We start from the raw sequence: 23505 nt of genomic DNA, 5'->3' as shown, positions 1-23505 counted from the left end.
AAACAAATTGCATAGCTTGCCAAACACAACGGTGATTATGAATGCCTTAAGTACCGAAGTGTTAGGCGACGGATCACAAGTGACTGGCCTTAAATATAAAGACCGTGCCACTGATGAAGAGCATGTGGTCGAGCTTGCAGGGATCTTTGTACAGATTGGTTTACTCCCAAATACTGACTTCTTGAAAGACAGTGAAGTTGAATTAACTAACCGTGGCGAGATCATTGTGAATGACCGCAACGAAACCAATGTACAAGGTGTATTTGCTGCGGGTGACTGTACCACTGTACCTTACAAGCAAATCATTATTGCTACAGGTGAAGGTGCTAAAGCATCACTCTCTGCGTTTGATTACATCATCCGTTCTGGGCAGTAAAATTTAATCCCAAAACGAAAGAGCCAAAGGGGAACCTTTGGCTCTTTTCTTTTTATGGTTTATATAACCCGTGTTCGACTAAATGCTCTCGTAAAATACGGCGCAATTCTAATACAGCTTGAGGTGTAAGCTGGATGGAATGACCACCTGGAAGAACTTTCTCAGATTTTGCTCCGTCTAAGTGAGCACTTTTGTACGGGACGATGCCATCGGTAATCACATTTGGATCATCACTCTTAGTAATATTTCCCATAATTGAATGGAAAACTAATCCTTGGTGTGGATTAATATTTTTAGTCAGCTCCATAAATTTAGATTGATGACTTAAATCGCTTGGTCCATTTTGAATCAAACCATTATCAATATTACTCAAGAAATCCTTAACATCTAAATTTTCGGTTGTCAGTGACGTGGCAACAGCCGACAAAAATGCACCAGGTAAACGAATAATTTTACGCGCTGCTAAAGTAAACCAGCGATCAGCATAATCTGTACCGCGATGAGGGGAAGCCAAGAAAATCGCACGATCAAAATTATTGATTGAATGCATTTGCAATCGTTCAGTGACCATTGGATGTTTCTTAAAGCGGTTTTGCTGACGGATCGTCATTAACTCTAAGGCAGGTTTAGTAATATCTCCATCACTGACCAGTAAACGGCTGATAATGCCTCCCATGCTATGTCCAACAAGAACAGCATCATGTGCGGCAGGGTCACTTGGGTTTAGTGAACTAAAAGCTTGTTTAAGCAGAGCATAAATCTGGAAACGGCTTTCTAAAATCGGCATGTTAGTCGAATAAAAAACTTGCCAAACTTGATAATTATCTCTTAAAACCGTATCGCCCATAACATCATTGGTGAGTGCAATCCACGCTTCGGGACTACTGGCTAAGCCATGTACTAACACAATAATTTTCTTATTGGGATTGTATGGTTCAAGCATGTAGAGATGCGGCATAGTTAAATGCTGATCGCGGTCAATCAGAGTTAAATAAGCTGCGACCCCTAAATTATTTTCGGCCAACCATAGACCGTAAGGCGCAGAAAAGTTAGCAGCTAGAGGATATTGTTTCCCCGCTACATTAATATTATCTGTTCGATAAGGATCATAAACTCGGATCACGAATTCTGGATTATTAATGATTTCTTCGACGGTAGTCGCATGTTTGGGTTCAGCAACAATAGTCGCAGCCAAGTAGCGTGCATGATGAATATTTGGATTAACACCATTTTTGTAATTGTATTTAAGTGGATCTAAAATATATTCATTAATATCTTCTTTTCCTGAGCTAGGAAAAACAGCAACAAATTCAGATCCAAAACCATCACGGCGGTTAATGGTTCTTAAGCCTGAAAAATTTAAGTTATAACTCGAAATTAATTTTTCTAATTTTTGGCCTGATAGTTGTTTATGAAATTCAAAATCAATTGAGTAAACACTTTTACCAATATGAATTTGCGGTTCAACAACATTTTTTTGTGGGTATCTTAAATCATAAATACTCACCATTTTTGCTATGGCTTGGTTATAGAAGTCACGTATTTGAACTTGTCTATTATCAAAAATACGGTCATTAGGCTGACGTTTTGTTGAAAACAAATACGCATAGCTATAGCGAATACTTTTATCCAATAAACTCAATTGATGATCTAAACAATCATCATATCTATTTTGGATATTCTTTTGTTCTTCTTCAGACTTATGCTTAGTAAATCTACTTGTTTTACAATCAGATGTATTTGATAAAGTCATAGCTTTTGCCAAATACATTTCACTTGCAGCTGATAAGAATTGCTCATCTACAATTTGGGGAAGATTTTTGAGTTGATTTACGCAAATCTCTGGTTTATCTGTACAAACTTTAGCTTCCTGACCAGACATGGATAAAACATTCAGGCTCGCTTCGCTGAGTTTGTCTTGCGTTAGAATGCTATTACGTTCATTAGCAATAGTTACATTCAAATCTTGCTGTTTAACATTTACGACTTGACAACCACTCAGAATTGAACCGAGTAGTATGACCGTCAACTGTATTTTGCTTCTTTTTATTGAAAACATTATGGTCAAAATATAGTGGCTCAATGGTAGGTAGATCATACAAATTTTAAGATATTTTTCAAATGATCAAATATAAAAAAGGGCTGTCAAATCAGCCCTTTTTTATAGCATTAAGTTTATTTTTTAGGTTCGGCTGCGGAAGTTGTTGCTGACATTGCTGGGTTAGTTAAAACTTGCCATACGTTCCAACGGCCTTGTTTTTCAATTTCTTGAATTAAACGATCCGCAATTTCGGCTTCATCTGGATATTTAACTTTATAATTCTTGAGCGTCTGGATAGCATTTTTCTTCTGCTCCATCGCAATATAATTATTTGCAGCAGCTAAATATGCTTCTTGAACATTAGCTTTAATTGCTTTGTTTAAATATGGAATGGCTTCACGTTGGCCACCACCTTCAGATAAACCAAAACCGAACCAGAAATTTGTTTCCGCGTCATCAGGACTAATTTTCAAAAGTCTTTGAGCATATTCTAAAGATTTAGTTGTATGAACAGTACCTAAATCAAGGTTACGTGCAAGAACACTTGCTTTAAAAGCACGAATTAGAATATCAAATGATGCATTTGGATTTGCAGCAAGTGTATCCAGTTGCTGTGTAACTTCTTTGAGTTTACTTTCAAAGCCTTTACGTTCTTGACGGTCAGTAAAGCGTGGTGGGTAGTGACGTGCTTTACCTTCTACTAATTGTAAAAAGTCATCAATAGTAGTCACGTCAATTTCATTCTCACCAGCTAAAACTGCATATTTCATTGAACGTTGTGAATTATTGACAGTCGGAACGATCAGCTTATTGACGTCGAGAGTAAGTTGTTTAGTTGGGTCATCTTGACGATTAACCACCATTTTCGTTACAGGCTGTGCAGCAGCTTCTTTTAATGCAACTTCAAATGCTGGGGGCTGATCATAGTTAAAAGGATTTAGTGCATAAAAAGGAGGAGTAAGCTCTGGTTCCTTGAAAACAAAAGGCTCAATTTTTTGTTCTTTTAGGGGGGCCATTGTACAAGCGGTTAAACTTGAGGTCGCAAGGATTATATATGCCAAAGGCTTAAAATTCATAGGATCTTCCGTTCATTTTAGTAAAGTCAGATTTGGTACAGGTAAGTCTAGGAAAAGCTAAACAGACATGCAAGGGTAAGCGTGTTACAGTATGAATCAAGAATATTACGTTTTTGATGTCTTATCTTGTGCACCGCATTCACGACGAACTTCTTCAATAATTTTTAGTTCTTCATCGCTAAAAGGCTGTTCATCCTGACTTTCTTTTTTGAAGCTAGGATCTAGCTCTGATAAACGCTGGCATAAATTATTCATACGTGTTTCGTTGTGCTGAATACGATCAAGTAAAACACGCATACCTTCTAAAATAGGGTCTGACTGATCAGCAGTTGTCGCATATGGGGCAAAGCCAATACTTTGTGCATAATCACGACGACGTTCTTCATCTTTATTCTTGTCGGTGGCATCTTTATAAATATAGCGAGCAGGGTTTCCTACAGCGGTCACACCAGCAGGGACTGCTTTAGTCACTACAGCATTTGAACCGACTTTAGCGCCTTTACCAACTGTAAATGGACCTAAAATTTTTGCACCAGCGCCAACAACCACACCATCTTCTAAAGTTGGGTGACGTTTGCCAGTCTTCCATGTTGTACCACCTAAGGTCACACCATGATAAAGCGTAACATCATCACCAATTTCAGCCGTTTCACCAATCACAACACCCATGCCATGATCAATAAAAAAACGTTTACCGATTTTGGCACCTGGGTGAATTTCAATACCTGTTGCAAAACGACTAAATGAAGAAAGAAGGCGAGCAGCACCTTTACAATCTTTTTGCCATAATTCATGAGCAACACGATGCATCATGATCGCATGAATGCCAGGGTAGGTCGTGAGAACTTCGAGAGTATTGCGGGCAGCAGGATCTCGCGCAAATACAGCCTTTATATCTTCTTTCAGCTGTTTAAGCATTGGATTGATCCTCCTTGTCAGATAATGTCTTTTTCCATTTACCACTGGTTAGGGCTTGTACACGACTAAAAATACCGCGAAGTAAATGATATTCCATACGATCTAATTGTATACGACCAAATAAACGACGCAAGCGTAAAGGTAATAAACGTGGATTGTCTGGATCTAAAAATTCAATTTCAGTCAGCATTTTCTCTAGATGAGGATAAAACTCTTCCATTTGTCGCTGAGTAACCAGAGGCTCATCCCATTGCATACTTTGGCCTTGCACTAGTGGCATTTCATCTGCATCTTGATCCACGTTTTGTTGTTCCAGAGCTGACATGCGAAGCTCGTAACATACAACTTGAATCGCTTGCGCAACATTTAATACGCCATAGTCAGGATTGACAGGAATCGTTAAATGATAATTTGCTAGTGCTAATTCTTCGTTGGTTAAACCACGATCTTCACGGCCAAAAACAATCGCAATTTGTTGTCCTTGAGTAGTAGCCTTAATAGCTTCTTTGGCAGCAGGTCGCACGTCAAGTAAAGGCCAAGGAATAGTACGGCTACGTGCACTTGTTCCAAATACTAAATGGCAATCTTTAATAGCATCTTCTAAAGTATCGACAATCTCAAGATGTTCAAATAAATCTTGGGCACCAGCAGCAAGCGCTTGTATGTCTGGGTGGGGATATGTTTTAGGCGCAACAAGAACTAATTTAATTAGCCCCATTGTTTTCATAGCACGTAACGCACTGCCAATATTGGCAGGTAAGGTTGTGTTTACCATGACAATACGCACTTGTGCTAATTGTTTTGACACAGTGTTGTGATCAAACGAACTCATAAGATTTCCAGAAATTACGAATATTGAGAAACTTCGCTTTGGTATAAATCCAATGCATCGTCCATAGTCATGTCCGCGTGAGGGGAAGCAACGGTTTGCGGACGAGTAGGTTCTGCTGCTTTAGCTGCTTTCGACTTTACTTGATATTCAATGTAAATATTATCTTTACCAAAATAATCTCTGAGTTTAGCAAGTAATTCATCGAGAGGAGCAACTTTCCATTGCGGACCAAGTTGAAGCTCGGCTTGAGCATAAGGTTGATCAATCTGTAGCTGTAGAGTGATATGTTGATGCATATCTACATTGCAAAATGGCAAGATTATGTTTTGTAAATCTTTTGCCAAAGTGGCTTGCATAAACTCTTCTGTTAATTTGATCTGAATACTGTTAGCACGTTTTTGTCGTATTTCATTTAAAGTAAAAGCCTTAGTTAAACGGCCCATCGGACGTTCAAAGCCTTCTCTTTCATAAATTTCGCCTTCAAAGACAACAACACGTTCAACTTGAATAATATCTTTAAAACGTTGGAAACGTTCATGGTTGCAACTTACTTCAATACGAGCTGTACCATCATCTAGTATAATAACTACGCGATTTGGGAAGTTTGCGACGTCAATGACTAAACCTGCATAGACTGTTGTAACACCACGACGTGTAGCCGTAATTTCATTAAGTTTTACAGGAATAAAAGCTTTAAGCTCTTGGCGGTAAACATCAATTGGGTGACCAGTGAGATATAGACCAAGCGTGTCTTTTTCGCCTTGTAGACGAACTTCATCACTCCACGGTTTAACAGGTTTAGCTGGCTTACGCTGAACTTCATCAACCTCACCAAATAAATCCATAATACCGCTTTCACGGTTACTGCGCGCTTGTTCGGCAGCTTGAACAGCTTCAGGCAATTGCGCCATTAAGCTTGCGCGTTCAATTCCTAAGCAATCGAGTGCACCTGCACGAATCAACGCTTCAAGAGTACGCTTATTGATTTTCTTCAAATCAATACGATGGCAAAAATCGAATAGATCTGAATAAGGACCAAATTGTCGACGAGAGTCAATAACTGACTGCATCGCTTGTTCGCCAACGCCTTTAATTGCACCTAAACCATACACAATAGTTTTATCATCGCTCGCATGGAAATGATAAGTTGACATATTGACGGATGGTGGTAAAACTTCCAGGCCATTATTTCGGCAGTCATCAATTAAAAATACAACACTGTCGGTGTTCTGCATTTCCGATGACATTACCGCTGCCATAAACTCAGCAGGATAATGTGCTTTTAACCATGCAGTGTGATAAGCAACGAGGGCATAAGCTGCGGCGTGAGATTTGTTGAAACCATAGCCTGCGAACTTTTCCATATAGTCAAAGATATGGTTGGCTGTACTTTCATCAATCCCTTTTTCTGCAGCACCTGCCAAGAAAATTTGGCGCTGCTTAACCATCTCCTCAGGTTTCTTTTTACCCATTGCACGACGTAGTAAGTCCGCGCCACCGAGCGTATAACCCGCACAGATCTGTGCAGTCTGCATCACCTGTTCTTGGTAAACCATAATCCCGTAAGTTGGCTCTAATACACCTTCAAGAAGTGGGTGAAGATATTCAAAATCTCCACCATGCATACGGTGAATAAAGTCAGGAATAAGATCCATTGGACCAGGACGGTACAATGATACGAACGCAATAATCTCTTCAAATTTACTTGGACGTGCTTCTTTAAGCATTCGTTTCATGCCGACGGATTCAAACTGGAATACCGCGGTTGTATTTGCATCGGCAAAGACAGAATATGCTTTAGCATCATCAAGTGGAACATGCGAAATTATGAGCGGATTATTACTATCGCGATTTTTATTAATATTTTGAATTGCGTCTTCAATAACGGTTAAGTTACGTAAACCCAAGAAGTCGAATTTGACGAGACCTGCTGCTTCTACATCGTCTTTATCATATTGAGCAACACGGCTGGTTCCGTCTTCATCACAAAGCACAGCCGAGAAATCGGTAATCTTACCTGGTGCAATAACAACACCGCCGGCATGTTTACCAGTATTTCGAGTGATACCTTCCAATTTTAATGCCATTTCCCAGATTTCACTCGCGTCATCATTATCTGGGTTAGATGGGTTGGTAACGATATCTTTAAGCTGAGGTTCCATCTCGATAGCAGTGGCTAAGTCCACACCCAGCGGTTTAGTGGGCACCATTTTTGAGATACGGTCAGCTAAACCGTAAGATTTGCCTAATACACGGGCAACGTCGCGAATTGCACCTTTTGCCGCCATCGTACCGAAAGTTGCAATTTGCGACACGGCTTCACGTCCATAGGTACGGGAAACATAATCAATGACGCGGTCACGTCCAGCAATACAGAAGTCGACATCAAAGTCGGGCATCGAAACACGTTCTGGGTTTAAGAAACGTTCGAAAAGTAGATCGTAACGAAGAGGATCAAGGTCGGTAATTTTTAAGCTATATGCAACGAGTGAACCCGCACCTGAACCACGGCCAGGTCCGACAGGAACGCCATTATTTTTTGCCCACTGGATGAAGTCCATGACGATAAGGAAGTAACCAGGAAAACCCATTTTGAGGATAATGCCGACTTCGTAATCAATTCGTTCATCGTAAGGTTTACGAATCTCTGGCCAGTCTTCACCACGTTTTTCAACTGGGTAAAGATAATCTAAACGTTCTTCTAGACCTACTTTTGATAAATGCTCAAAGTAAGTGTCAATGGTAAAGCCATCTGGAATTGGATAGTCAGGTAAAAAGTAGGTGCCGAGTTGTAGGCTAACATTACAGCGTTTTGCAATATTGTAGGTATTTTCGATAGCACTTGGGATATCTGAAAACAACTCAATCATTTCGTCCGAGGTTTTAAAATGTTGCTCAGGACTATATAAGCGTGGACGACGGTCATCTGCTAATACATAGCCATCAGCAATACAAACACGGGCTTCGTGAGCTTCAAAATCTTCTTTTTCTACAAAGTGCACATCATTATGTGCAACTACACCCACATTATATTGAGCAGCAAGTTTAGCGGCTTCTTGAATAAAGTCTTCTTCACCGGGACGATCGGTACGTGTTAAAGCCAGATAAACACGGTTACCAAATTTTTCGATCCATGCTTCTAAAAGCGGAGCTGCTTTTTGAGGGTTAGATGAGCAAAGCATCTGACCCACATCACTATGTTGACCAAGTAAAACAATAATATCTTGATGCTGTTCAAGCACCCATTCTTTTTTTACACATGGAATACTAAGTTGTTGACCTTCAATAAAACCGCGTGAAACGATTTCGGTGAGACTTTTCCAGCCTACATTACTCATTGCAAGTAAAGTTGCACGATGTTGAGCATCGTCAAGGCGGATTGTGCTACCTAAAAGCGGTTTAATTCCTTTTTTTAAACAAGAATTATAAAATTTTACGGCTGCATGCAGGTTTGATAGATCGGTTAATGCCAGCGCAGGCATTTGGTCTTTAACCGCAGCGTTGACCAAGTCAGGTATGCGAACTATCGACTCTGTAATCGAAAATTCTGTATAAATACCGAGATGAACAAACTGCATAAACCAATCCTTAATACGACTGCAGCATAGTTTAGCACGCAAAGTTAAAACGAAATGCTTAATATTTTGGCAAACTGTTAAGGATTTTATTATTTAAGAAGAATGATTTGAATATCTATTGTACAGATTTAATATAAAAGAGCTTATTTTTAAGAAATAGGACCAACCCAAACTTTGTGTTTGGGCTGGTTGAAAAACTTAGTACTGCCAGAATATGCGCTGAATTTCTTTCGTGTCATTCGTCTTAGTAAGAGCTAAAGCTGCAAGAAGACGCGCTTTTTGAGGGTTTAAATCATGTGCTGCTACCCAACCATATTTAGAGTCAGGTTGTTCTGCATCACGTAATACGAAACCTTGTGCGACACGTGATGAACGGATAATTTGAATACCATTTTTGTCGTGAAGATTTTGTAAGGTTGGTACGATATATTTTGGTACAGAACCGTTACCAGTACCTGCATTAATGATCGCTTTAGCACCAGCTTTTGCATAAGCTTCATATGCATCTGGAAGCATAGAGTCCGAACCATAAACGATCTGTACAGTTGGAAGTGCATCGCCTTTAATATTTTCAATATTAAATTCTGAAGTATTTGTATGACGTTTTACAGACTGTCTGAACCAGTATGGTTTGCCTTCAACTAATGTACCTAAAGCGCCCCATTGGCTAACAAAAGCATTTGTATGAATATTAATACCTTTAGTTACATCACGTGCAGCAAAAATAGAGTCGTTCATAAGAACCATAACGCCTTTATTTTTTGCATCATCTGAAGCTGCTAAAGCAACTGCACTATAAAGGTTAAGTGGACCATCAGCTGAAAGAGCAGTTGAAGGACGCATTGAGCCAACAAGTACAATCGGTTTATCAGTATGAACAACCAAATTTAAGAAAAATGCTGTTTCTTCTAAAGTATCTGTACCGTGTGTAATTACCACACCATTAACAGATGGCTTTTTAACAAGCTCATTCACTTGACGAGCAATTTCTAATAATTCCTTGTCAGTAATACTCTCAGAAGCGATTTGTAAAGCTTGAATACCAGTTACATTTGCCAAATCTTTGATTTGTGGAACTGCGTTAATTAGGGTGTCAACAGGAACTTTTGCAGCAGTATAAGTTGCACTATTTGCCGAGCTTGCGCCAGCACCAGCGATAGTACCGCCAGTGGCAACTACGACAACATTATTTTTTGCATAAAGTGGGAGAGAGCAGGCTAATAAGCCCATCGCTAAACCTAAAGATTTAACAGTTTTAGTCAACATCGAAAATATCCTTATGAAGTGACGAAGTAAAAGTTTGTCGAATATGTGTGCTTTTCCTAAGCAAAATACATACCGTGTAAGACATATTCCAAACTTGTTTGAATAAAAAGCATCCCTGAATAGCAGTTTGTTTCATCAACAATTGCTTAGTCATTGCTTTTATTTAGCGCTAATAAATAACATGAATAAAATAAAAAATCTATTAAGTTTTTCTAATTTATCTCGATTTGTTTATTTTTTAAGATAAGTAAATAAAATGGTTTATTTATCTTTATAAAATTAAAAAATAATGGAGGGTTTTAGTTCTTGCTTATTGTTTGATATATGCAATTTATTGATTTTTAATTGGATAGTCTGAATTTAAATTTATGGAAATGTTTTTCATATAAGCTGAATAATAATATCAATAGTTTAATGTGAATAAGTCTTAGTAAATTGAATTAAAATTTAGTCATTTGATGTTTATTTTTTAACGTATAAATTTTATTTGTGTAGATTTTATTCTGTTTTTAAGGTTTTGATTGAATAAATTTAATAGGGCTAATAGTTATTATTGGCCTAATATTTAATATGGGAATACAGATAAATTTTTATTGTTTAATTTTAGAATAAAAAAAGAGCAATTTTATAAGGTCATATAAAATTGCTCTTAAGTTGGGAGAGTGGGAGAAAAGAGAAACTTATGCGGTCGTTTGTTCTTGAGTTGATTTAATTAATACTGGCTCTGGTAGTTCTTCAGTATCAGCCACTTTATCGCCTTCAAGCTTGGCTACAACGGCGGTAGCAATACTGTTACCTACTACGTTTGTTGCAGTACGGCCCATATCAAGGAATTGATCGATACCGAGTAATAAGAGAATTCCGGCTTCAGGTAAATGGAACATAGTGAGTGTTGCTGAAATAACCACAATTGAAGCTCGTGAAACACCAGCAATACCTTTACTTGTCACCATTAGGGTTAACAAAATTAAGACTTGCTGAGTAAAGCTAAGATCAATATTGTAAGCTTGAGCAATAAAGAGCACTGCAAATGTGGTGTACATCATTGAACCATCTAGGTTGAATGAATAACCTAAAGGTAGTACAAAGCTCGTTACTTTTTTAGGCACACCAAATTTATTTAGTGCATCCATAACTTTAGGATAGGCTGATTCACTTGAAGCTGTAGCAAAAGCAAGAGTTACAGGTTCACGAATTAATTTACCTAAGCGGAAAATATCTTTTTTAAGTACGATTGCACCTACAGAGAATAAGATGATCCACAGTAATAAAAGACCGAAGTAGAACTCTGCGATTAAAATGCCATAGTCAACAATCAAGCCTAAACCTTGTACTGTAATTGCTGAAGCGATTGCTGCAAATACTGCAACAGGTGCAAACATCATGACGTAATCGGTAATGCGGAACATGATCTTGCTGAGTTCATCAGTCAAACGAATGATAACAGAATCTTTTTCTTTGCCTTGATTTACAAAAGCAAGGGCTGAGCCAAAGAAAATAGAGAAAACAAGCACTTGCAAAATATCATTGTTTGCCATTGCTTCGGCAATACTGCGTGGGAAAACATGGCTTAAAAATGATTGTAGAGTGAAACCTGCGGTTGCTGGAACAGAAGAGCTACTCAGTTGTTGTGCAGTTGGTAATACTAAATCTAAAGCTGCACCAGGTTGGAAAAAGTTTGCCAAACCCATACCAATAGCAAGCGATACGAATGAAGCAGTAATAAACCAAGTCATTGATTTAAGGGTGATACTGCCGATTGATGTAGATTTCCCCATTGAGACAATGCCTGAAACAATTGTGGCAAATACCAATGGAGCAATAATCATTTTGATAAGGCGTAAAAAGATATCTGTAGGTATGTTGAGATAAGAAGCGATTTGCTTCAGTTGTTCACCTTCATTAAAGAAGTGGTGACAAATCCAACCTGTCAGTATGCCAAGTAAAATAGCAACAACAATATACTTGAGCAATTTCTTTTGCTTCATGTGAACCTCTATCCATTTGATTCAATCATCCTTTGATGGGAGTTGGATGATCGAAAGCTTTCCTTGTTAGTTCAGTCCGGTCGTTCTAACGATGTTATCTTCCTAGATTTGTATCTGTTTTAACCGAATTGAATATGGCGATGTTGTTATGGAGATGGATTGTTGCTCGATTTTGAAGCAGTGTGAAATGCAAAAAAATATTGATCCATGCATTTTTTGCATAATTAAAATTTGCTAAGTGGACAGAATATAAGTAGTTTTGAACGTATGGTAAAAATATAAAAATAAAAAATTGAACTAATTTTTCAAATTAAAAGAATGAGAAATTTTATAAAAATAATTTAACTTCAATGTCTTATTTTTAGATGGTGCGGTGTAGTGAAAATATGTAATTCTTCTTTTGTAAAAATGAATAAAATAAAATTATAAAAAAAGCACCTAGTTTAAGATGCCTTTTTTATTATGTATTTTTTTAACGACGATTGGCTAAGAAACGCCCTAGTCGTGTAATTGCTTCACGTAATTCATTTTCAGCAGGTAGGAAAACCACACGGAAATGATCTGGAGTTGGCCAATTAAAGCCTGTACCTTGAACCAATAAAACTTTTTCTGCACGTAGAAAATCAAGCATTAACTTTTCGTCATCTTCAATTGGATAGATGTTCGGGTCGAGGCGAGGGAAACAGTACATTGCTCCATCTGGTTTTACACAGCTTACACCTGGAATTTCATTAAGCATTTCCCAAGCAATATTGCGCTGTTCGTATAAACGGCCACCAGGACGAATCAAGTCATTAATTGATTGATAACCGCCTAGGGCAGTTTGAATCGCATATTGAGCTTGAACGTTTGCACATAGGCGCATTGATGCCAACATGTCTAATCCTTCGATATAGTCAGCAGCACGGCTTTTATCACCCGTAATTGCCATCCAACCTGAACGGAAGCCTGCAATACGATAAGCTTTTGATAAACCATTAAAAGATACACAAAGCTGGTCGCCGGCTAATGATGCTACTGAAACATGTTCAATACCGTCATAAATAATTTTGTCGTAAATTTCATCAGCAAATAAAATTAGATCATATTTTTTTGCAATCGCTACAATCTGTTCAAGAATATGGCGTGGATATACCGAACCCGTAGGATTGTTTGGGTTAATGATGACAATACCGCGAGTATTTGGAGTAATCTTACTTTCAATATCAGCAATATCTGGGTACCAGCTATTTTCTTCATCACATTTATAATGAATTGCTGTGCCACCTGAAAGATTAACTGCTGCTGTCCAAAGCGGATAATCCGGCATTGGAATCAGCATTTCGTCTCCGTCATCTAATAAGCCTTGCATAGCCATTACGATGAGTTCAGATACGCCATTACCAATATACACGTCATTGACATGCATATTGAGAATTCCTTTTTGCTGGTAATACTGACAAATTGCTTTACGAGCAGGGAAAATACCTTTTGAGTCAACATAACCAATTGCATTTGGTAAGTTTAAAGCAACATCATTAATAATTTCTTGTGGCGCTTCAAATCCAAAAGGAGCTGGGTTACCAATATTCAACTTGATAATCTTATGTCCTTGCTCTTCCATTTCATTGGCGGCTCGTAAAACTGGTCCACGGATGTCATAACAAACATGCTCAAGCTTCGATGATTTTTTGATTTCTCGAGTAGATGGCATGGAATGGATGGTAGCAGTATTTTTAGACATAACGGGATTCACTTTTGCATATCGGTATAAATAACTTTTAAATGTTTTAACTGTTACCAAATTTAGATCATGTTGATCTTTCAATAGTTCAACAATTTTTTCATGGGTAAAACCCGATTGTTGATATTGTTTAATAATTGGTAGTAGTTGTTGGAAAACCACACTTTTTTTCTGAGACATGTTCTGTCCTATACAACCGTGCGCATTTAGAATAGCACTATGTTTGCTTGCTTTAAAGAGGATTAGCAATAAATTTGCTTACTTTTAATTTTGCATTTTGCTTACTTTTTGCTTTTTGTTCTTTATATGTTTAAATTCCAACAAATTTTACGTTCAGTGACTAGTGTTTTTGTGATGAATGGCGTAAATATAAAACTCGATCATCAGAAATGTTTACTTCAGAATAAAAGGTGTATGTCATGGGAAAAGTCAATAAAACAGACCGGGAATGGCAAAGAGAGTTATCACCAGAAGAGTATCGGATTACACGACAAAAAGGCACTGAACCTGCATTTACGGGGCAATACTGGAATACTAAGCAACATGGTACCTATGTTTGCCGTTGCTGCGGCGCAGAGTTGTTCTCATCAGATACCAAATATGATAGCGGTTGTGGTTGGCCAAGTTTCTTCCGTCCTATCAATGGTGCAGTCATTGATGAACATGAAGATTTAACGCATGGTATGGTCAGAACTGAAATTGTTTGTCATGATTGCGAGGCTCATTTAGGGCATGTATTTGAAGATGGACCACAGCCGACTGGTTTGCGCTATTGCGTAAACTCGGCATCATTACAACTGAAAACAGAAGAAAAAAATGATGAGGAAACCTATCCATGAGTAATATTTATCAGTTTGAAGCTGAGCTATTAGAGGGTGAAGTTAAGCAGTTCGCTGATTACAAAGGTAAAGTTTTATTAATTGTAAACACTGCGAGTAAATGTGGTTTTACCCCACAATTTGCTGGTCTCGAAAAACTTTATGAAAAATATAAAGATCAAGGGTTGGAAGTTTTAGGTTTTCCCTGCAACCAGTTTGGTGGGCAAGATCCAGGAAGTAATAAAGAAATTGGTAGCTTCTGTCAGCGTAACTATGGGGTGAAATTTCCTATGTTTGCTAAAGTTGATGTAAAAGGTCCGGAAGCCCATGTAATTTTTAGATATTTAACACGTGAAGCTAAAGGTATTTTGGGCAGCAGTAGCATTAAATGGAACTTTACTAAATTTTTAGTAGGTAAGGATGGCGCTGTTTTAAACCGATATGCGCCTACCACTAAACCTGAAGCTTTAGAAGCTGATATTGAAAAAGCTTTAGCGAGTTAATTGTTTAAATGAACGCTATTCCTCAACCTTTTGAGTTTTGGCAAGATGTGCGAATGCCGTATGTTGAAACCAGAAGGTCCTGTTTTAGCCGAACATGTTATAAGTCTCATAGTCATCCAACGTTTTCTATCGGGGCTATAGACGAGGGGAATAGCGTTTTTCAAAGTTCATTTGGTACGCCCCAAAAAATTGATGCTGGTACTTTGGTGATCGTACCCGCACATATTGAGCATTCATGTAACCCTTTGCCAGATCAGGCTTGGAGTTACCAGATGCTACATTTGGATACAAGGTGGTTAAATCAGCTTTATTCAGAATTTCGAGAACATGGTTTGGATTTGCTTCTGCCACAGCATAAGCCGCTCATAATAAAAGAAGAAAATTTATATCAGGCTTTTTCTCATATGAATGAAACTTTATTTGATCCTGAAAAATTAATTCTGGAAAAAGAACAGTCGCTAATCTATTGCCTTACACAGTTGCTACTTCCTCATTTCGTATTAGAAGAAATACAAAAAACTGAATATTTGTATGAAGATTTTTTGGACTTAATTCATATTATTAAATCGTCAGAACAATTTATTTCTCTTGAAGAGCTTGCAGAGTGGGTTGGTCTTAGTCGATATGCAATCATTCGTTTATTCAAGGCCAATGTTGGTCTAACCCCACATGCATTTCAAATTAATTTAAAGATTAATCAAGCCAGAGCTCAATTAAAACAAGGGATTTCACTCGCAGAGTTAGCTGTCAATTTAGGCTTTAGTGATCAAAGCCATTTTCATAAAGCTTTTAAAGCACATACAGGAATTACTCCTCGACAGTTTCAACTTGCAGCAGCGCAATAATTTACAAGAAATTATTTTTCTCTATTTTTAAGCTACTCCATACAGTTTTAAAGATGAAATCGTTATGGAAGTTTTTTTGGTTATCGCCTTTACTCACTTTTTAGCACTCCTATCTCCGGGACCAGATTTTTTTCTAATTCTGACCAGTCTTTTGCAAAAAGGAGCGCGTTATACCTATGGCGTTATTCTGGGAATTACTTTGGGTAATGCTCTTATCTTAATGGTATGTATATTTGGATTTATGGTGCTTGGTAATTTAAGTACAACGATTCTTTTAGTACTTAAATGGCTGGGGGCTGGATATTTAGCTTATTTGAGTTTTCTTTGTTTTAGAGCCACTCAAGGAACAAACTTAAATATTACTGTTGCTGAAAATAGTTTGGTTGAACAAGAGTCTAGTTATAAAAGTAAAGTTAAAAGCTTAGCTCTGGGTTTGCAATCCAGTCTTCTTAATCCTAAAAATATTATGTTTTATAGTAGTTTAATGCTGCTTATTCAACAGGAATTTAGCTTATTTCAAAAAATACTAATGAGTATATGGATGACAGGAGTGGTTCTTGGATGGAATTTATTATTGGTTCGTCTATTACGTCAAGAGCAGGTATTAGCACAGATTAAACGTTCTGCCAGAGGAATCTATTATTGCTCTAGTCTGGCTTTCATTTTTTTCGCAGTGTTATTGATTGGCTATAGTTAATGTAGATTGCATAGCCTTCTAAATAAGACTGAAGGCTATACAATTTTGCTGGGTTTAAAGAATCGCTTTTAAACGTTTAACCACTTCTTCGCATTGTGCCAAATCTGCTACTAAAGCCATACGCACATGGTTGGCACTAGGGTTACCTTGTTTTGTATCACGAGATAGGTAACGGCCCGGTAAAACTTTAATATGTACTTTTTCCATCAGCATTTTGGCAAAAGTTTCATCATTATCTACTTTTAACCAGTAATAAAAACCAGCATCAGGTTTTTGTAATGGGAGCAGATGGCCTAGCTCAGATTGGAATAAATCAAACTTTGCGCGATATTGTTTACGGTTTTCTTCAACATGGTTTTCATCGTTCCACGCTGCGATTGAAGCAAGCTGGTGTTGTACTGGCATTGCAGCGCCGTGATAGGTACGGTATTGCAAATATGGCTTTAACAGATCGGCATCACCCGCTACAAAACCTGAGCGCAGACCCGGTAAGTTTGAACGCTTTGAAAGTGAATGAAATACGATACAGTTTTTGTAGTCATCACGACCAAGCTCAGCACATACTTCTAATAGACCAGTAGGTGCTTGGTCAAACCAAAGCTCTGAATAGCATTCATCAGAAGCAATAACAAAATTATATTGATCAGATAAGGCAATTAGCTTTTTAAATTGTTCTTTAGAAAGCACAGTACCTGTTGGGTTACCCGGTGTACATACAAAAAGAAGGGCTGTCTTTTCCCAAACTTCTGCTGGTACAGCATCAAAATCACCTAAATAGCCATTTTCTTCTGTGCAATTAATGAAGTAGGGCTTTGCACCTGCAAGTAAAGCCGCACCTTCATAAATTTGATAAAACGGATTCGGCATCACCACATAAGGTGCATCTTCACGATTAATTAATGCCTGTACAAAAGAGAAAATCCCTTCACGAGTACCAGAGACAGGCAAGATGTGGTTTTCAGCACTGATGCTGTTAAGTTTAAAGCGCTTAGTTAACCAATCTGCAATGCTTTGGCGAAGCTCTGGTAAGCCTTTGCTGTTTGGATAAGTTGATAGGTGGTTAAAGTTATCAATAATAGCCTGTTTAACAAACTCTGGTGCTGGATGCTTAGGTTCGCCAATTGATAGAGGAATCAAGGGGAGGTTAGCAGGAGTAGTATCCTTAAAAAGTTGGTTTAACTTTTCAAATGGATACGGGTGTAATAACGACAAGCTAGAGTTCATTAAACAGTTACCAAGTAGTTGAGTTTCAGTGCTGACAAATTTGATTAGATGCTTCATCTAATGCAGCTTTCAGTTTTTCAGAGAAGAGTTTGACCTCTTCGTTATTCAGTGGTTTACCATCTTTTTTGGTGACAAAGAAAATATCTTCGGCACGTTCACCTAAAGTTGCGATTCGGGCTGAATGGATGTCTAAGCCTTGCATCATAAATAAACCACCCACGCGTGCAAGTAGGCCGGGATGATCGAGTGTTGAAATTTCGACCATATTTTGTTGTAAGGCTTCATTTAATGTTACATCTACTGTGTTTTCAATGTCGAAGTGACGTAACTGTCGTGGAATACGACGTTGCATGAGTCCCGGATATTGGTCTGGTTGGCTAAGCGCTTTCACTAATGCATTTTTAACGGTTTCTTCACGCTCTGGGTCGGTAAGCAATGTACCGAAACGATCAAGTACAACATAAGTGTCTAAGCTAAACGCTGTACTTGCTGTGATAATTTTTGCGTCTTGAACATCTAGGTTCATTCGGTCTAAAACGGCAACAGTGGTGGCAAAGAGGTTAGGTTGATCGCGAGTATAAATAAAGATTTGCACCGCATCTTGAGCTGCTTTACGGTGAGCACGCAAGAGCACTAATGGCTCTGGATTATCACCATGTTTTAAGATTGCTTGTGTGTGCCATGCAATTTCGTCTGCTGATTCTTTAATGAAGTATTCATCACCAAGTTCTTGCCATACCTTTTCTACATCTGCCAAGGCGAAGTTATTTACCAGTAATTCACTTGCTGCAAACTTGGTGTCTTCAATCAGCATTTGGTAGTCAACAGGGCGGCCTAAGCCAGTACGAATTACATCACGAGCGTGCGTATAAAGTTGACGCATAAGTGATGCACGCCATGTGTTCCATAGTTTTGGATTTGTCGCGTTAATATCGGCAACTGTTAAAGTATAGAGATAATCAAGATGCTCCATGTCGCCAAGTTTTTCTGCAAAATCTTTCACGACGTCTGGATCAGAAATATCTTTTTTCTGAGCTGTAAGTGACATGAGCAAATGGTTTTGAATAAGCCATGCAATTAATTTGCATTCACGCTCTGTAAAGCCATGTGCACGTCCAAACTCAATCGCGTCTTCTGCGCCAAGTTCACTATGGTCACCACCACGGCCTTTTGCGATGTCGTGGAATAAAGCAGCAATAAAGACAATATCTTGACGGGCAAGACGTTGGAAAACTGAACTTACTACAGGGAATTCTTTAGCGAATTCAGGTTCTCTAAAACGATTTAAATTACGCAGCAATAATAATGTGTGAGCATCGACCGTATAGATATGGAACAGGTCATATTGCATAAGGCCCATAATTTGGCCAAAAGCAGGAATATAGTTTCCTAAAACACCATATCGTTTCATCGCAACCAAGGTATCGTATAAACGATATGGTGAGCGAATAATCGACATAAACAGTGCTTGATGCTCTGGATTATCGCGATAACTTTGGTTGATTCGTTTCGCAGCAAGAATAAGTAAGCGTAAAGTCCGAGCGCGAATACCTTCAATATCTGGTCGATTGGCTAAAATATAGAATAACTCTAAAATCGCGCTTGGATGCTCTGCGAATATTTTGTGATGTTGTACGGCAAGTTTATTATCGACAATTTTAAAGTGATCGTTAACAACTTCAATTTTGCGTTCATAGTTGGGGAGACGAGGAGTAATTACCGATTCGCTAAAATACGCCAGCAACATTTCATTGAGTGTTGAAACTTGCTGCGCCGTACGATAGTAGCGTTTCATGAACTGCTCAACACCATAATTTACAGGTTGGCCTTCTTGACGCACATATCCAAATTTGGCGGCAATTTCCCTTTGATGATCAAAGAGTAAACGGTTTTCATCACGTTTAGCTAAACGGTGTAAATGATGTCGAATTTCCCAAAGAAAACTTTCAGCTTCTTCTAAAACTGCCAATTCAAACTCTGAAATGAAACCTAAATGCACTAAGTCATAAATGCGGTTTACGCGGAAGTGGCGTTTGGCAATCCAGCCAATTTGGTTAATGTCACGGATACCGCCCGGTGCATTTTTAATATCGGGTTCTAAATTACTTTCAGTATTGTTGTGTTGATGGTAACGCTTGGCTTGTTCGGCCATTTTTGCGTCATAAAATGTTTTATCTGTCCATGTCTGCGAAACAATACGGCGAGGCCATTTCGCAAGCTGATTATTACCAGTAATTAACCGCGCCTCAATTAAAGTTGTTGCAACGGTTAAATCGGTAGCGGCCTGTTCAACACAGCTTTGAATCGTGCGAACACTAATGCCGGGTTTGAAATTGCCAACGTCCCATAAAGACGAAATAAATGTAGAGATACGTTTTTCGTTTTCTTCATTAATTTCATGCTCCGATAGGATCATGATATCGACGTCAGAATAGGGCAACATTTCACGGCGTCCATAACCGCCTACAGCAAAAAGGCCCAGTTCTGTCTGATCGAGTTCAGCATGTTTCCATAAAAAGATCAGTGCTTCATCTACTAAATCTGAACGGGCTTTAATGATTTCACGAATAGATTGCCCATTTTCATATGAATCTTGCAACTGCTTTTCTACATCCGTTCGCCATTGATTAATGGCTTTAATATCATGATGACTTGAGACATAGTTCAACAATGGCGATATATTGATCATGAAAATGGGTCTACCAATAAGTAAAAATTAAGAGTTTGTTTGAACGCTTACTTGATCAGCGGTTTCTTTCGCTAAAGTACGAGCAAGATCAGTATTTTCGGCACGAGTGGTTGCTACACCCATACGACGACGTTTGAAACCTTCCGGTTTGCCAAACAGGCGTAAATCGGTGTCTGGGTGTGTTAAAGCCACATTAAGGTTGCTATAACTTAAATTGTTAGCATCAACTCCAGCATAAATTACTGCACTTGCTGCAACACTGTGGCGTGCTGTGTTTACAGGTAAACCTAAAATTGCACGTGCATGCAGTTCAAATTCACTTTGAAATTGTGATGCTAAAGTTACGAGTCCTGTGTCGTGTGGACGAGGTGAAACTTCACTGAACCAAACCTTGTCACCTTTAATAAACAGTTCTACACCAAAAATACCACAGCCACCAAGTGCAGTTGTCACTTTATTTGCAATACGTTTTGCTTCTTCGAGTGCCGCTGCCGTCATTGGTTGAGGTTGCCAGCTTTCTACATAATCCCCGCCATCTTGGCGGTGACCAATTGGGTCACAGTAATGAGTTTCGATTTCACCAGTTTCAGGGTTTTTAGCGCGAACGGTAAGTAATGTAATTTCAAAATCAAAATCAATTTGAGATTCAATAATAACCGTGCCTTGGTTAACACGGCCACCTTGCATTGCATATTCCCAAGCTGCATCAACTTCATCGAAACTTTTTACACGAGACTGACCTTTACCTGAAGATGACATGACCGGTTTTACAAAGTTTGGATAACCAATGTCATCGCAAGCGGCGCGGAAGCTTTCGAGCGTATCAGCAAAGCGATAAGCAGAAGTAGGTAGGCCAAGTTCTTCAGCCGCAAGACGGCGGATGCCTTCACGGTTCATTGTGAGGTTTACAGCTTTAGCAGAAGGGATGACAGTTGCTGTTTTGCTCGCTTCAATTTCAAGTAAAACTTCTGTCGCAATTGCTTCAATTTCTGGAACAATTAAATTTGGTTTAATTTTCTCGATGAGTTGTTTTAATTGGGCAGGATCTGCCATGTTTAATACATAAGAAAAATGTGCAACTTGCATTGCTGGTGCGTGATCATAACGGTCGGCTGCATGTACTTCTACACCAAGGCGTTGTAAGGAAATTACAACTTCTTTGCCAAGCTCTCCTGAACCTAACAATAAAACTTTAAATGCAGAAGATTGAAGTGGGGTACCGAGTGTCACGCTCATGCGAATCATCCTGACAAAATTATTTTTTTAAGCATAGCAGAACTTATGGTGGAGTTAAGCCTTATCATGCATAAAAAAAGTAATTTTGTCGGACAATTAAAAAAGTGGTTTTTAGACATTAACCTGATAGTTTAAAAGCAATTCATCAGCATTTTTACCACGGATGCCCCAATTTTCTTTAGGTGTTTCAAAAATAGTAATTTCAATGTCTTGTGGAGAAATTTTGCATTGTTCTTGAATATTACGGAATAAGGTTTGAATAAGTTGCTTTTTAGTGGCTGGACTGCGGCCTGCAAACATTGAAAGTTCGATGATAATGTAATGCTGGCTTCTGTCAGATGGATAAATAAAATTCTCAGGTTTAAGACTAATGAAGCGTTGAAATCTTTTCTCGACAGGATACTTCAATTCTTCAATAAGTGCTTGATGGATCGCATGAGAGAGCAGTTCGCGATACTGAATAATGGTTCGTTCATTTGCATAAATTTTAACTTGTGACATTTTTATCTCTAATCGCTAGATGGATTTATCTTTTAATAAATTTCAAAAATGAGTTTTTTGCTAGAAGTTATTATTCTTAATCACTTCTGGCATTTATATATTATATAAGGTTGATCAGTTTATCTATTTATAAAGGTAAATAAGTATAGATCAGGCCATAAACGATTGCGGCTGTTAAGGTGGCAGGAACAATTTTTTTAAATTTAAAATAAAGACCAGCTAGAACCATAAAACCGATAAGCATTGCTAAACTCTTATTTGGGGTTTCAAGTAAAGGTGGAAGAGTAGCAACTACAAGCATGGCGCTAATTGCAGATATTCCAATACTTCCTAAGGCAATTTTGAACCAGATTGAGCCGCGTCTTTGCTGTGAACCTTGTAATTTTTGTATTACGAAAAAAGGTCCAAAGCGTGAAGCAAAGTTGGCAATACCCACAATAATGCCGACCAGAATAATTTGTAGGTTCATATTAAGCCTCAACCTCATCATGTTGTTTCAGCACATAATGTTTAAATAGACCAGCTAAAATGCCTGAAAAAATACCTATAAAAATAGCCGCTGATAAGTTAATCCAATAACATGCCAAAGCTGAAACTACTAACGATACAGCAACAACAAGGCTATGCTTTCGTTCAAATGCCGCTAATAAAAAACTTAAAAATAAAGCAGGTAATAAGAAGTCTAAAGCTGCTTGTAAAAACTTTGGTAAATGAGCAACTTGATCGGCGAATAATCCACCTAACAAAGAGCCACTTGCCCAAGCCATCCAACTAAATAGACTTAGGCCAAGCATCCAAGACTCGGACCATTGTTGTCTGCGCTGTGAAAGTTGGATCATTCCACTGGCAAAAACTTCATCCGTTAAGCCCCAAGCCCATACTGCCGTTTTCTTAAGATTTAATTTGTTTGGAATCAGGTTGTATAGAGCAGGTCCATAAAGGACATGGCGAATATCTAGTGCAATAACTGTTAATGCTGTTAGCCAGATGGATGAACCACTAGCCAAAAGCGCGACAACCAAAAATTGGCTAGCGCCGGCATACATTGAACAAGATAGGAAAAAAGCTTCCCATGGCGTAAAACCAAACTGAGATGCAGAAACGCCAAAGGCAAAAGAAACGGGTAAATAGGTGAGTACGATAGCTTGGCTATCTTTGGCGCCTTGCCAAAAAGTTGCTGTTTGGGCAGTCATC

19 protein-coding genes are annotated in these 23505 nt (G+C 38.4%); 5 read left to right on the top strand and 14 right to left on the bottom strand.

Annotated features, from left to right (window positions below):
- Positions 1-376, top strand: a 376-nt coding sequence (locus tag RFW85_RS17700) for an FAD-dependent oxidoreductase (RefSeq protein WP_016806168.1), incomplete at its 5' end; no start/stop codon positions are given.
- A 52-nt stretch (positions 377-428) separates the two neighbouring features.
- Here the strand turns inward: RFW85_RS17700 and RFW85_RS17695 are convergent.
- The 8 genes from RFW85_RS17695 to RFW85_RS17660 all read right to left on the bottom strand — a co-directional run bounded on the left by RFW85_RS17695 (position 429) and on the right by RFW85_RS17660 (position 13978).
- Positions 429-2435 carry a triacylglycerol lipase gene (locus RFW85_RS17695; RefSeq protein WP_170247787.1) on the bottom strand — a complete coding sequence of 669 codons (2007 nt, stop codon included), beginning with the start codon at positions 2433-2435 and terminating at the stop codon, positions 429-431.
- 116 nt (positions 2436-2551) lie between these two features.
- Positions 2552-3493: an ABUW_2363 family tetratricopeptide repeat lipoprotein gene (locus RFW85_RS17690; RefSeq protein ID WP_216076487.1), complete on the bottom strand. Its 942-nt coding sequence runs from the start codon at positions 3491-3493 to the stop codon at positions 2552-2554.
- Between the two features lie 105 nt (positions 3494-3598).
- Positions 3599-4411, bottom strand: a complete 813-nt coding sequence (gene cysE / locus RFW85_RS17685; RefSeq protein ID WP_005069719.1) for a serine O-acetyltransferase — start codon at positions 4409-4411, stop codon at positions 3599-3601.
- The gene (locus RFW85_RS17680; RefSeq protein ID WP_171545196.1) at positions 4404-5243 is read right to left on the bottom strand and encodes an RNA methyltransferase; all 840 of its coding nucleotides are present in this window, start codon (positions 5241-5243) and stop codon (positions 4404-4406) included. Before RFW85_RS17680 ends, cysE begins: the two co-directional genes overlap by 8 nt.
- 14 nt (positions 5244-5257) lie before the next feature.
- The gene (gene dnaE, locus RFW85_RS17675; RefSeq protein WP_170247785.1) at positions 5258-8821 is read right to left on the bottom strand and encodes a DNA polymerase III subunit alpha; all 3564 of its coding nucleotides are present in this window, start codon (positions 8819-8821) and stop codon (positions 5258-5260) included.
- Between the two features lie 198 nt (positions 8822-9019).
- Positions 9020-10087 carry a type II asparaginase gene (locus RFW85_RS17670; protein WP_170247784.1) on the bottom strand — a complete coding sequence of 356 codons (1068 nt, stop codon included), beginning with the start codon at positions 10085-10087 and terminating at the stop codon, positions 9020-9022.
- 680 nt (positions 10088-10767) lie between these two features.
- Positions 10768-12075: a dicarboxylate/amino acid:cation symporter gene (locus RFW85_RS17665; protein ID WP_309171745.1), complete on the bottom strand. Its 1308-nt coding sequence runs from the start codon at positions 12073-12075 to the stop codon at positions 10768-10770.
- Positions 12076-12547: 472 nt separating this feature from the next.
- On the bottom strand, positions 12548-13978 hold the full coding sequence (locus RFW85_RS17660) for a pyridoxal phosphate-dependent aminotransferase (RefSeq protein ID WP_170247782.1): 1431 nt from the start codon (positions 13976-13978) through the stop codon (positions 12548-12550).
- 239 nt (positions 13979-14217) lie between these two features.
- On the opposite strand from RFW85_RS17660, the gene msrB reads away from it, so the two are divergent.
- The 4 genes from msrB to RFW85_RS17640 all read left to right on the top strand — a co-directional run bounded on the left by msrB (position 14218) and on the right by RFW85_RS17640 (position 16661).
- Complete coding sequence (gene msrB, locus RFW85_RS17655) at positions 14218-14637, top strand: peptide-methionine (R)-S-oxide reductase MsrB (RefSeq protein WP_002114184.1); 420 nt, start codon at positions 14218-14220, stop codon at positions 14635-14637.
- Positions 14634-15119 (top strand): glutathione peroxidase, encoded by a 486-nt coding sequence (locus tag RFW85_RS17650; protein ID WP_005069704.1) that lies wholly within the window; start codon positions 14634-14636, stop codon positions 15117-15119. The genes msrB and RFW85_RS17650 overlap by 4 nt, the downstream gene beginning before the upstream one ends.
- Before the next feature lie 8 nt (positions 15120-15127).
- Complete coding sequence (locus RFW85_RS17645; RefSeq protein WP_170247781.1) at positions 15128-15964, top strand: AraC family transcriptional regulator; 837 nt, start codon at positions 15128-15130, stop codon at positions 15962-15964.
- A 64-nt stretch (positions 15965-16028) separates the two neighbouring features.
- Positions 16029-16661, top strand: coding sequence for a LysE family translocator (locus tag RFW85_RS17640; protein ID WP_170247780.1), 633 nt, complete (start codon positions 16029-16031; stop codon positions 16659-16661).
- 54 nt (positions 16662-16715) lie between these two features.
- Here RFW85_RS17640 and dapC read toward each other — a convergent pair whose 3' ends face one another.
- The 6 genes from dapC to RFW85_RS17610 form a co-directional block, all read right to left on the bottom strand.
- Positions 16716-17885, bottom strand: a complete 1170-nt coding sequence (gene dapC / locus RFW85_RS17635) for a succinyldiaminopimelate transaminase (protein ID WP_309171746.1) — start codon at positions 17883-17885, stop codon at positions 16716-16718.
- A gap of 25 nt (positions 17886-17910) precedes the next feature.
- A complete protein-coding gene (gene glnD, locus RFW85_RS17630) occupies positions 17911-20574 on the bottom strand; it encodes a [protein-PII] uridylyltransferase (protein WP_170247779.1) in 2664 nt (887 codons plus the stop codon).
- Between the two features lie 27 nt (positions 20575-20601).
- Positions 20602-21819 (bottom strand): formate-dependent phosphoribosylglycinamide formyltransferase, encoded by a 1218-nt coding sequence (purT, locus tag RFW85_RS17625; protein WP_170247778.1) that lies wholly within the window; start codon positions 21817-21819, stop codon positions 20602-20604.
- A 102-nt stretch (positions 21820-21921) separates the two neighbouring features.
- Positions 21922-22311, bottom strand: coding sequence for a tautomerase family protein (locus tag RFW85_RS17620; protein ID WP_170247777.1), 390 nt, complete (start codon positions 22309-22311; stop codon positions 21922-21924).
- A 127-nt stretch (positions 22312-22438) separates the two neighbouring features.
- Positions 22439-22780 (bottom strand): L-valine transporter subunit YgaH, encoded by a 342-nt coding sequence (ygaH, locus tag RFW85_RS17615; RefSeq protein WP_170247776.1) that lies wholly within the window; start codon positions 22778-22780, stop codon positions 22439-22441.
- Between the two features lies 1 nt (position 22781).
- Positions 22782-23504 (bottom strand): AzlC family ABC transporter permease, encoded by a 723-nt coding sequence (locus RFW85_RS17610; protein ID WP_170247922.1) that lies wholly within the window; start codon positions 23502-23504, stop codon positions 22782-22784.
- Position 23505 lies beyond the last annotated feature (1 nt).

Source organism: Acinetobacter sp. 12966, from assembly GCF_031196995.1.
GTDB classification, from domain to species: domain Bacteria; phylum Pseudomonadota; class Gammaproteobacteria; order Pseudomonadales; family Moraxellaceae; genus Acinetobacter; species Acinetobacter geminorum.
This window is presented reverse-complemented; position numbering and strand designations above follow the sequence as displayed.

Excerpts from the sequence above, each read along its gene's own strand:
- cysE (WP_005069719.1), bottom strand. The coding sequence starts at position 4,411 with ATGCTTAAACAGCTGAAAGAAGATATAAAGGCTGTATTTGCGCGAGAT.
- ygaH (WP_170247776.1), bottom strand. The coding sequence starts at position 22,780 with ATGAACCTACAAATTATTCTGGTCGGCATTATTGTGGGTATTGCCAAC.
- RFW85_RS17660 (WP_170247782.1), bottom strand. The coding sequence starts at position 13,978 with ATGTCTCAGAAAAAAAGTGTGGTTTTCCAACAACTACTACCAATTATT.
- RFW85_RS17640 (WP_170247780.1), top strand. The coding sequence starts at position 16,029 with ATGGAAGTTTTTTTGGTTATCGCCTTTACTCACTTTTTAGCACTCCTA.
- RFW85_RS17665 (WP_309171745.1), bottom strand. The coding sequence starts at position 12,075 with ATGAAGCAAAAGAAATTGCTCAAGTATATTGTTGTTGCTATTTTACTT.
- RFW85_RS17650 (WP_005069704.1), top strand. The coding sequence starts at position 14,634 with ATGAGTAATATTTATCAGTTTGAAGCTGAGCTATTAGAGGGTGAAGTT.
- glnD (WP_170247779.1), bottom strand. The coding sequence starts at position 20,574 with ATGATCAATATATCGCCATTGTTGAACTATGTCTCAAGTCATCATGAT.
- RFW85_RS17690 (WP_216076487.1), bottom strand. The coding sequence starts at position 3,493 with ATGAATTTTAAGCCTTTGGCATATATAATCCTTGCGACCTCAAGTTTA.
- dapC (WP_309171746.1), bottom strand. The coding sequence starts at position 17,885 with ATGAACTCTAGCTTGTCGTTATTACACCCGTATCCATTTGAAAAGTTA.
- RFW85_RS17645 (WP_170247781.1), top strand. The coding sequence starts at position 15,128 with ATGAACGCTATTCCTCAACCTTTTGAGTTTTGGCAAGATGTGCGAATG.
- msrB (WP_002114184.1), top strand. The coding sequence starts at position 14,218 with ATGGGAAAAGTCAATAAAACAGACCGGGAATGGCAAAGAGAGTTATCA.
- RFW85_RS17695 (WP_170247787.1), bottom strand. The coding sequence starts at position 2,435 with ATGTTTTCAATAAAAAGAAGCAAAATACAGTTGACGGTCATACTACTC.
- RFW85_RS17670 (WP_170247784.1), bottom strand. The coding sequence starts at position 10,087 with ATGTTGACTAAAACTGTTAAATCTTTAGGTTTAGCGATGGGCTTATTA.
- dnaE (WP_170247785.1), bottom strand. The coding sequence starts at position 8,821 with ATGCAGTTTGTTCATCTCGGTATTTATACAGAATTTTCGATTACAGAG.
- RFW85_RS17620 (WP_170247777.1), bottom strand. The coding sequence starts at position 22,311 with ATGTCACAAGTTAAAATTTATGCAAATGAACGAACCATTATTCAGTAT.
- RFW85_RS17680 (WP_171545196.1), bottom strand. The coding sequence starts at position 5,243 with ATGAGTTCGTTTGATCACAACACTGTGTCAAAACAATTAGCACAAGTG.
- RFW85_RS17610 (WP_170247922.1), bottom strand. The coding sequence starts at position 23,504 with ATGACTGCCCAAACAGCAACTTTTTGGCAAGGCGCCAAAGATAGCCAA.
- purT (WP_170247778.1), bottom strand. The coding sequence starts at position 21,819 with ATGATTCGCATGAGCGTGACACTCGGTACCCCACTTCAATCTTCTGCA.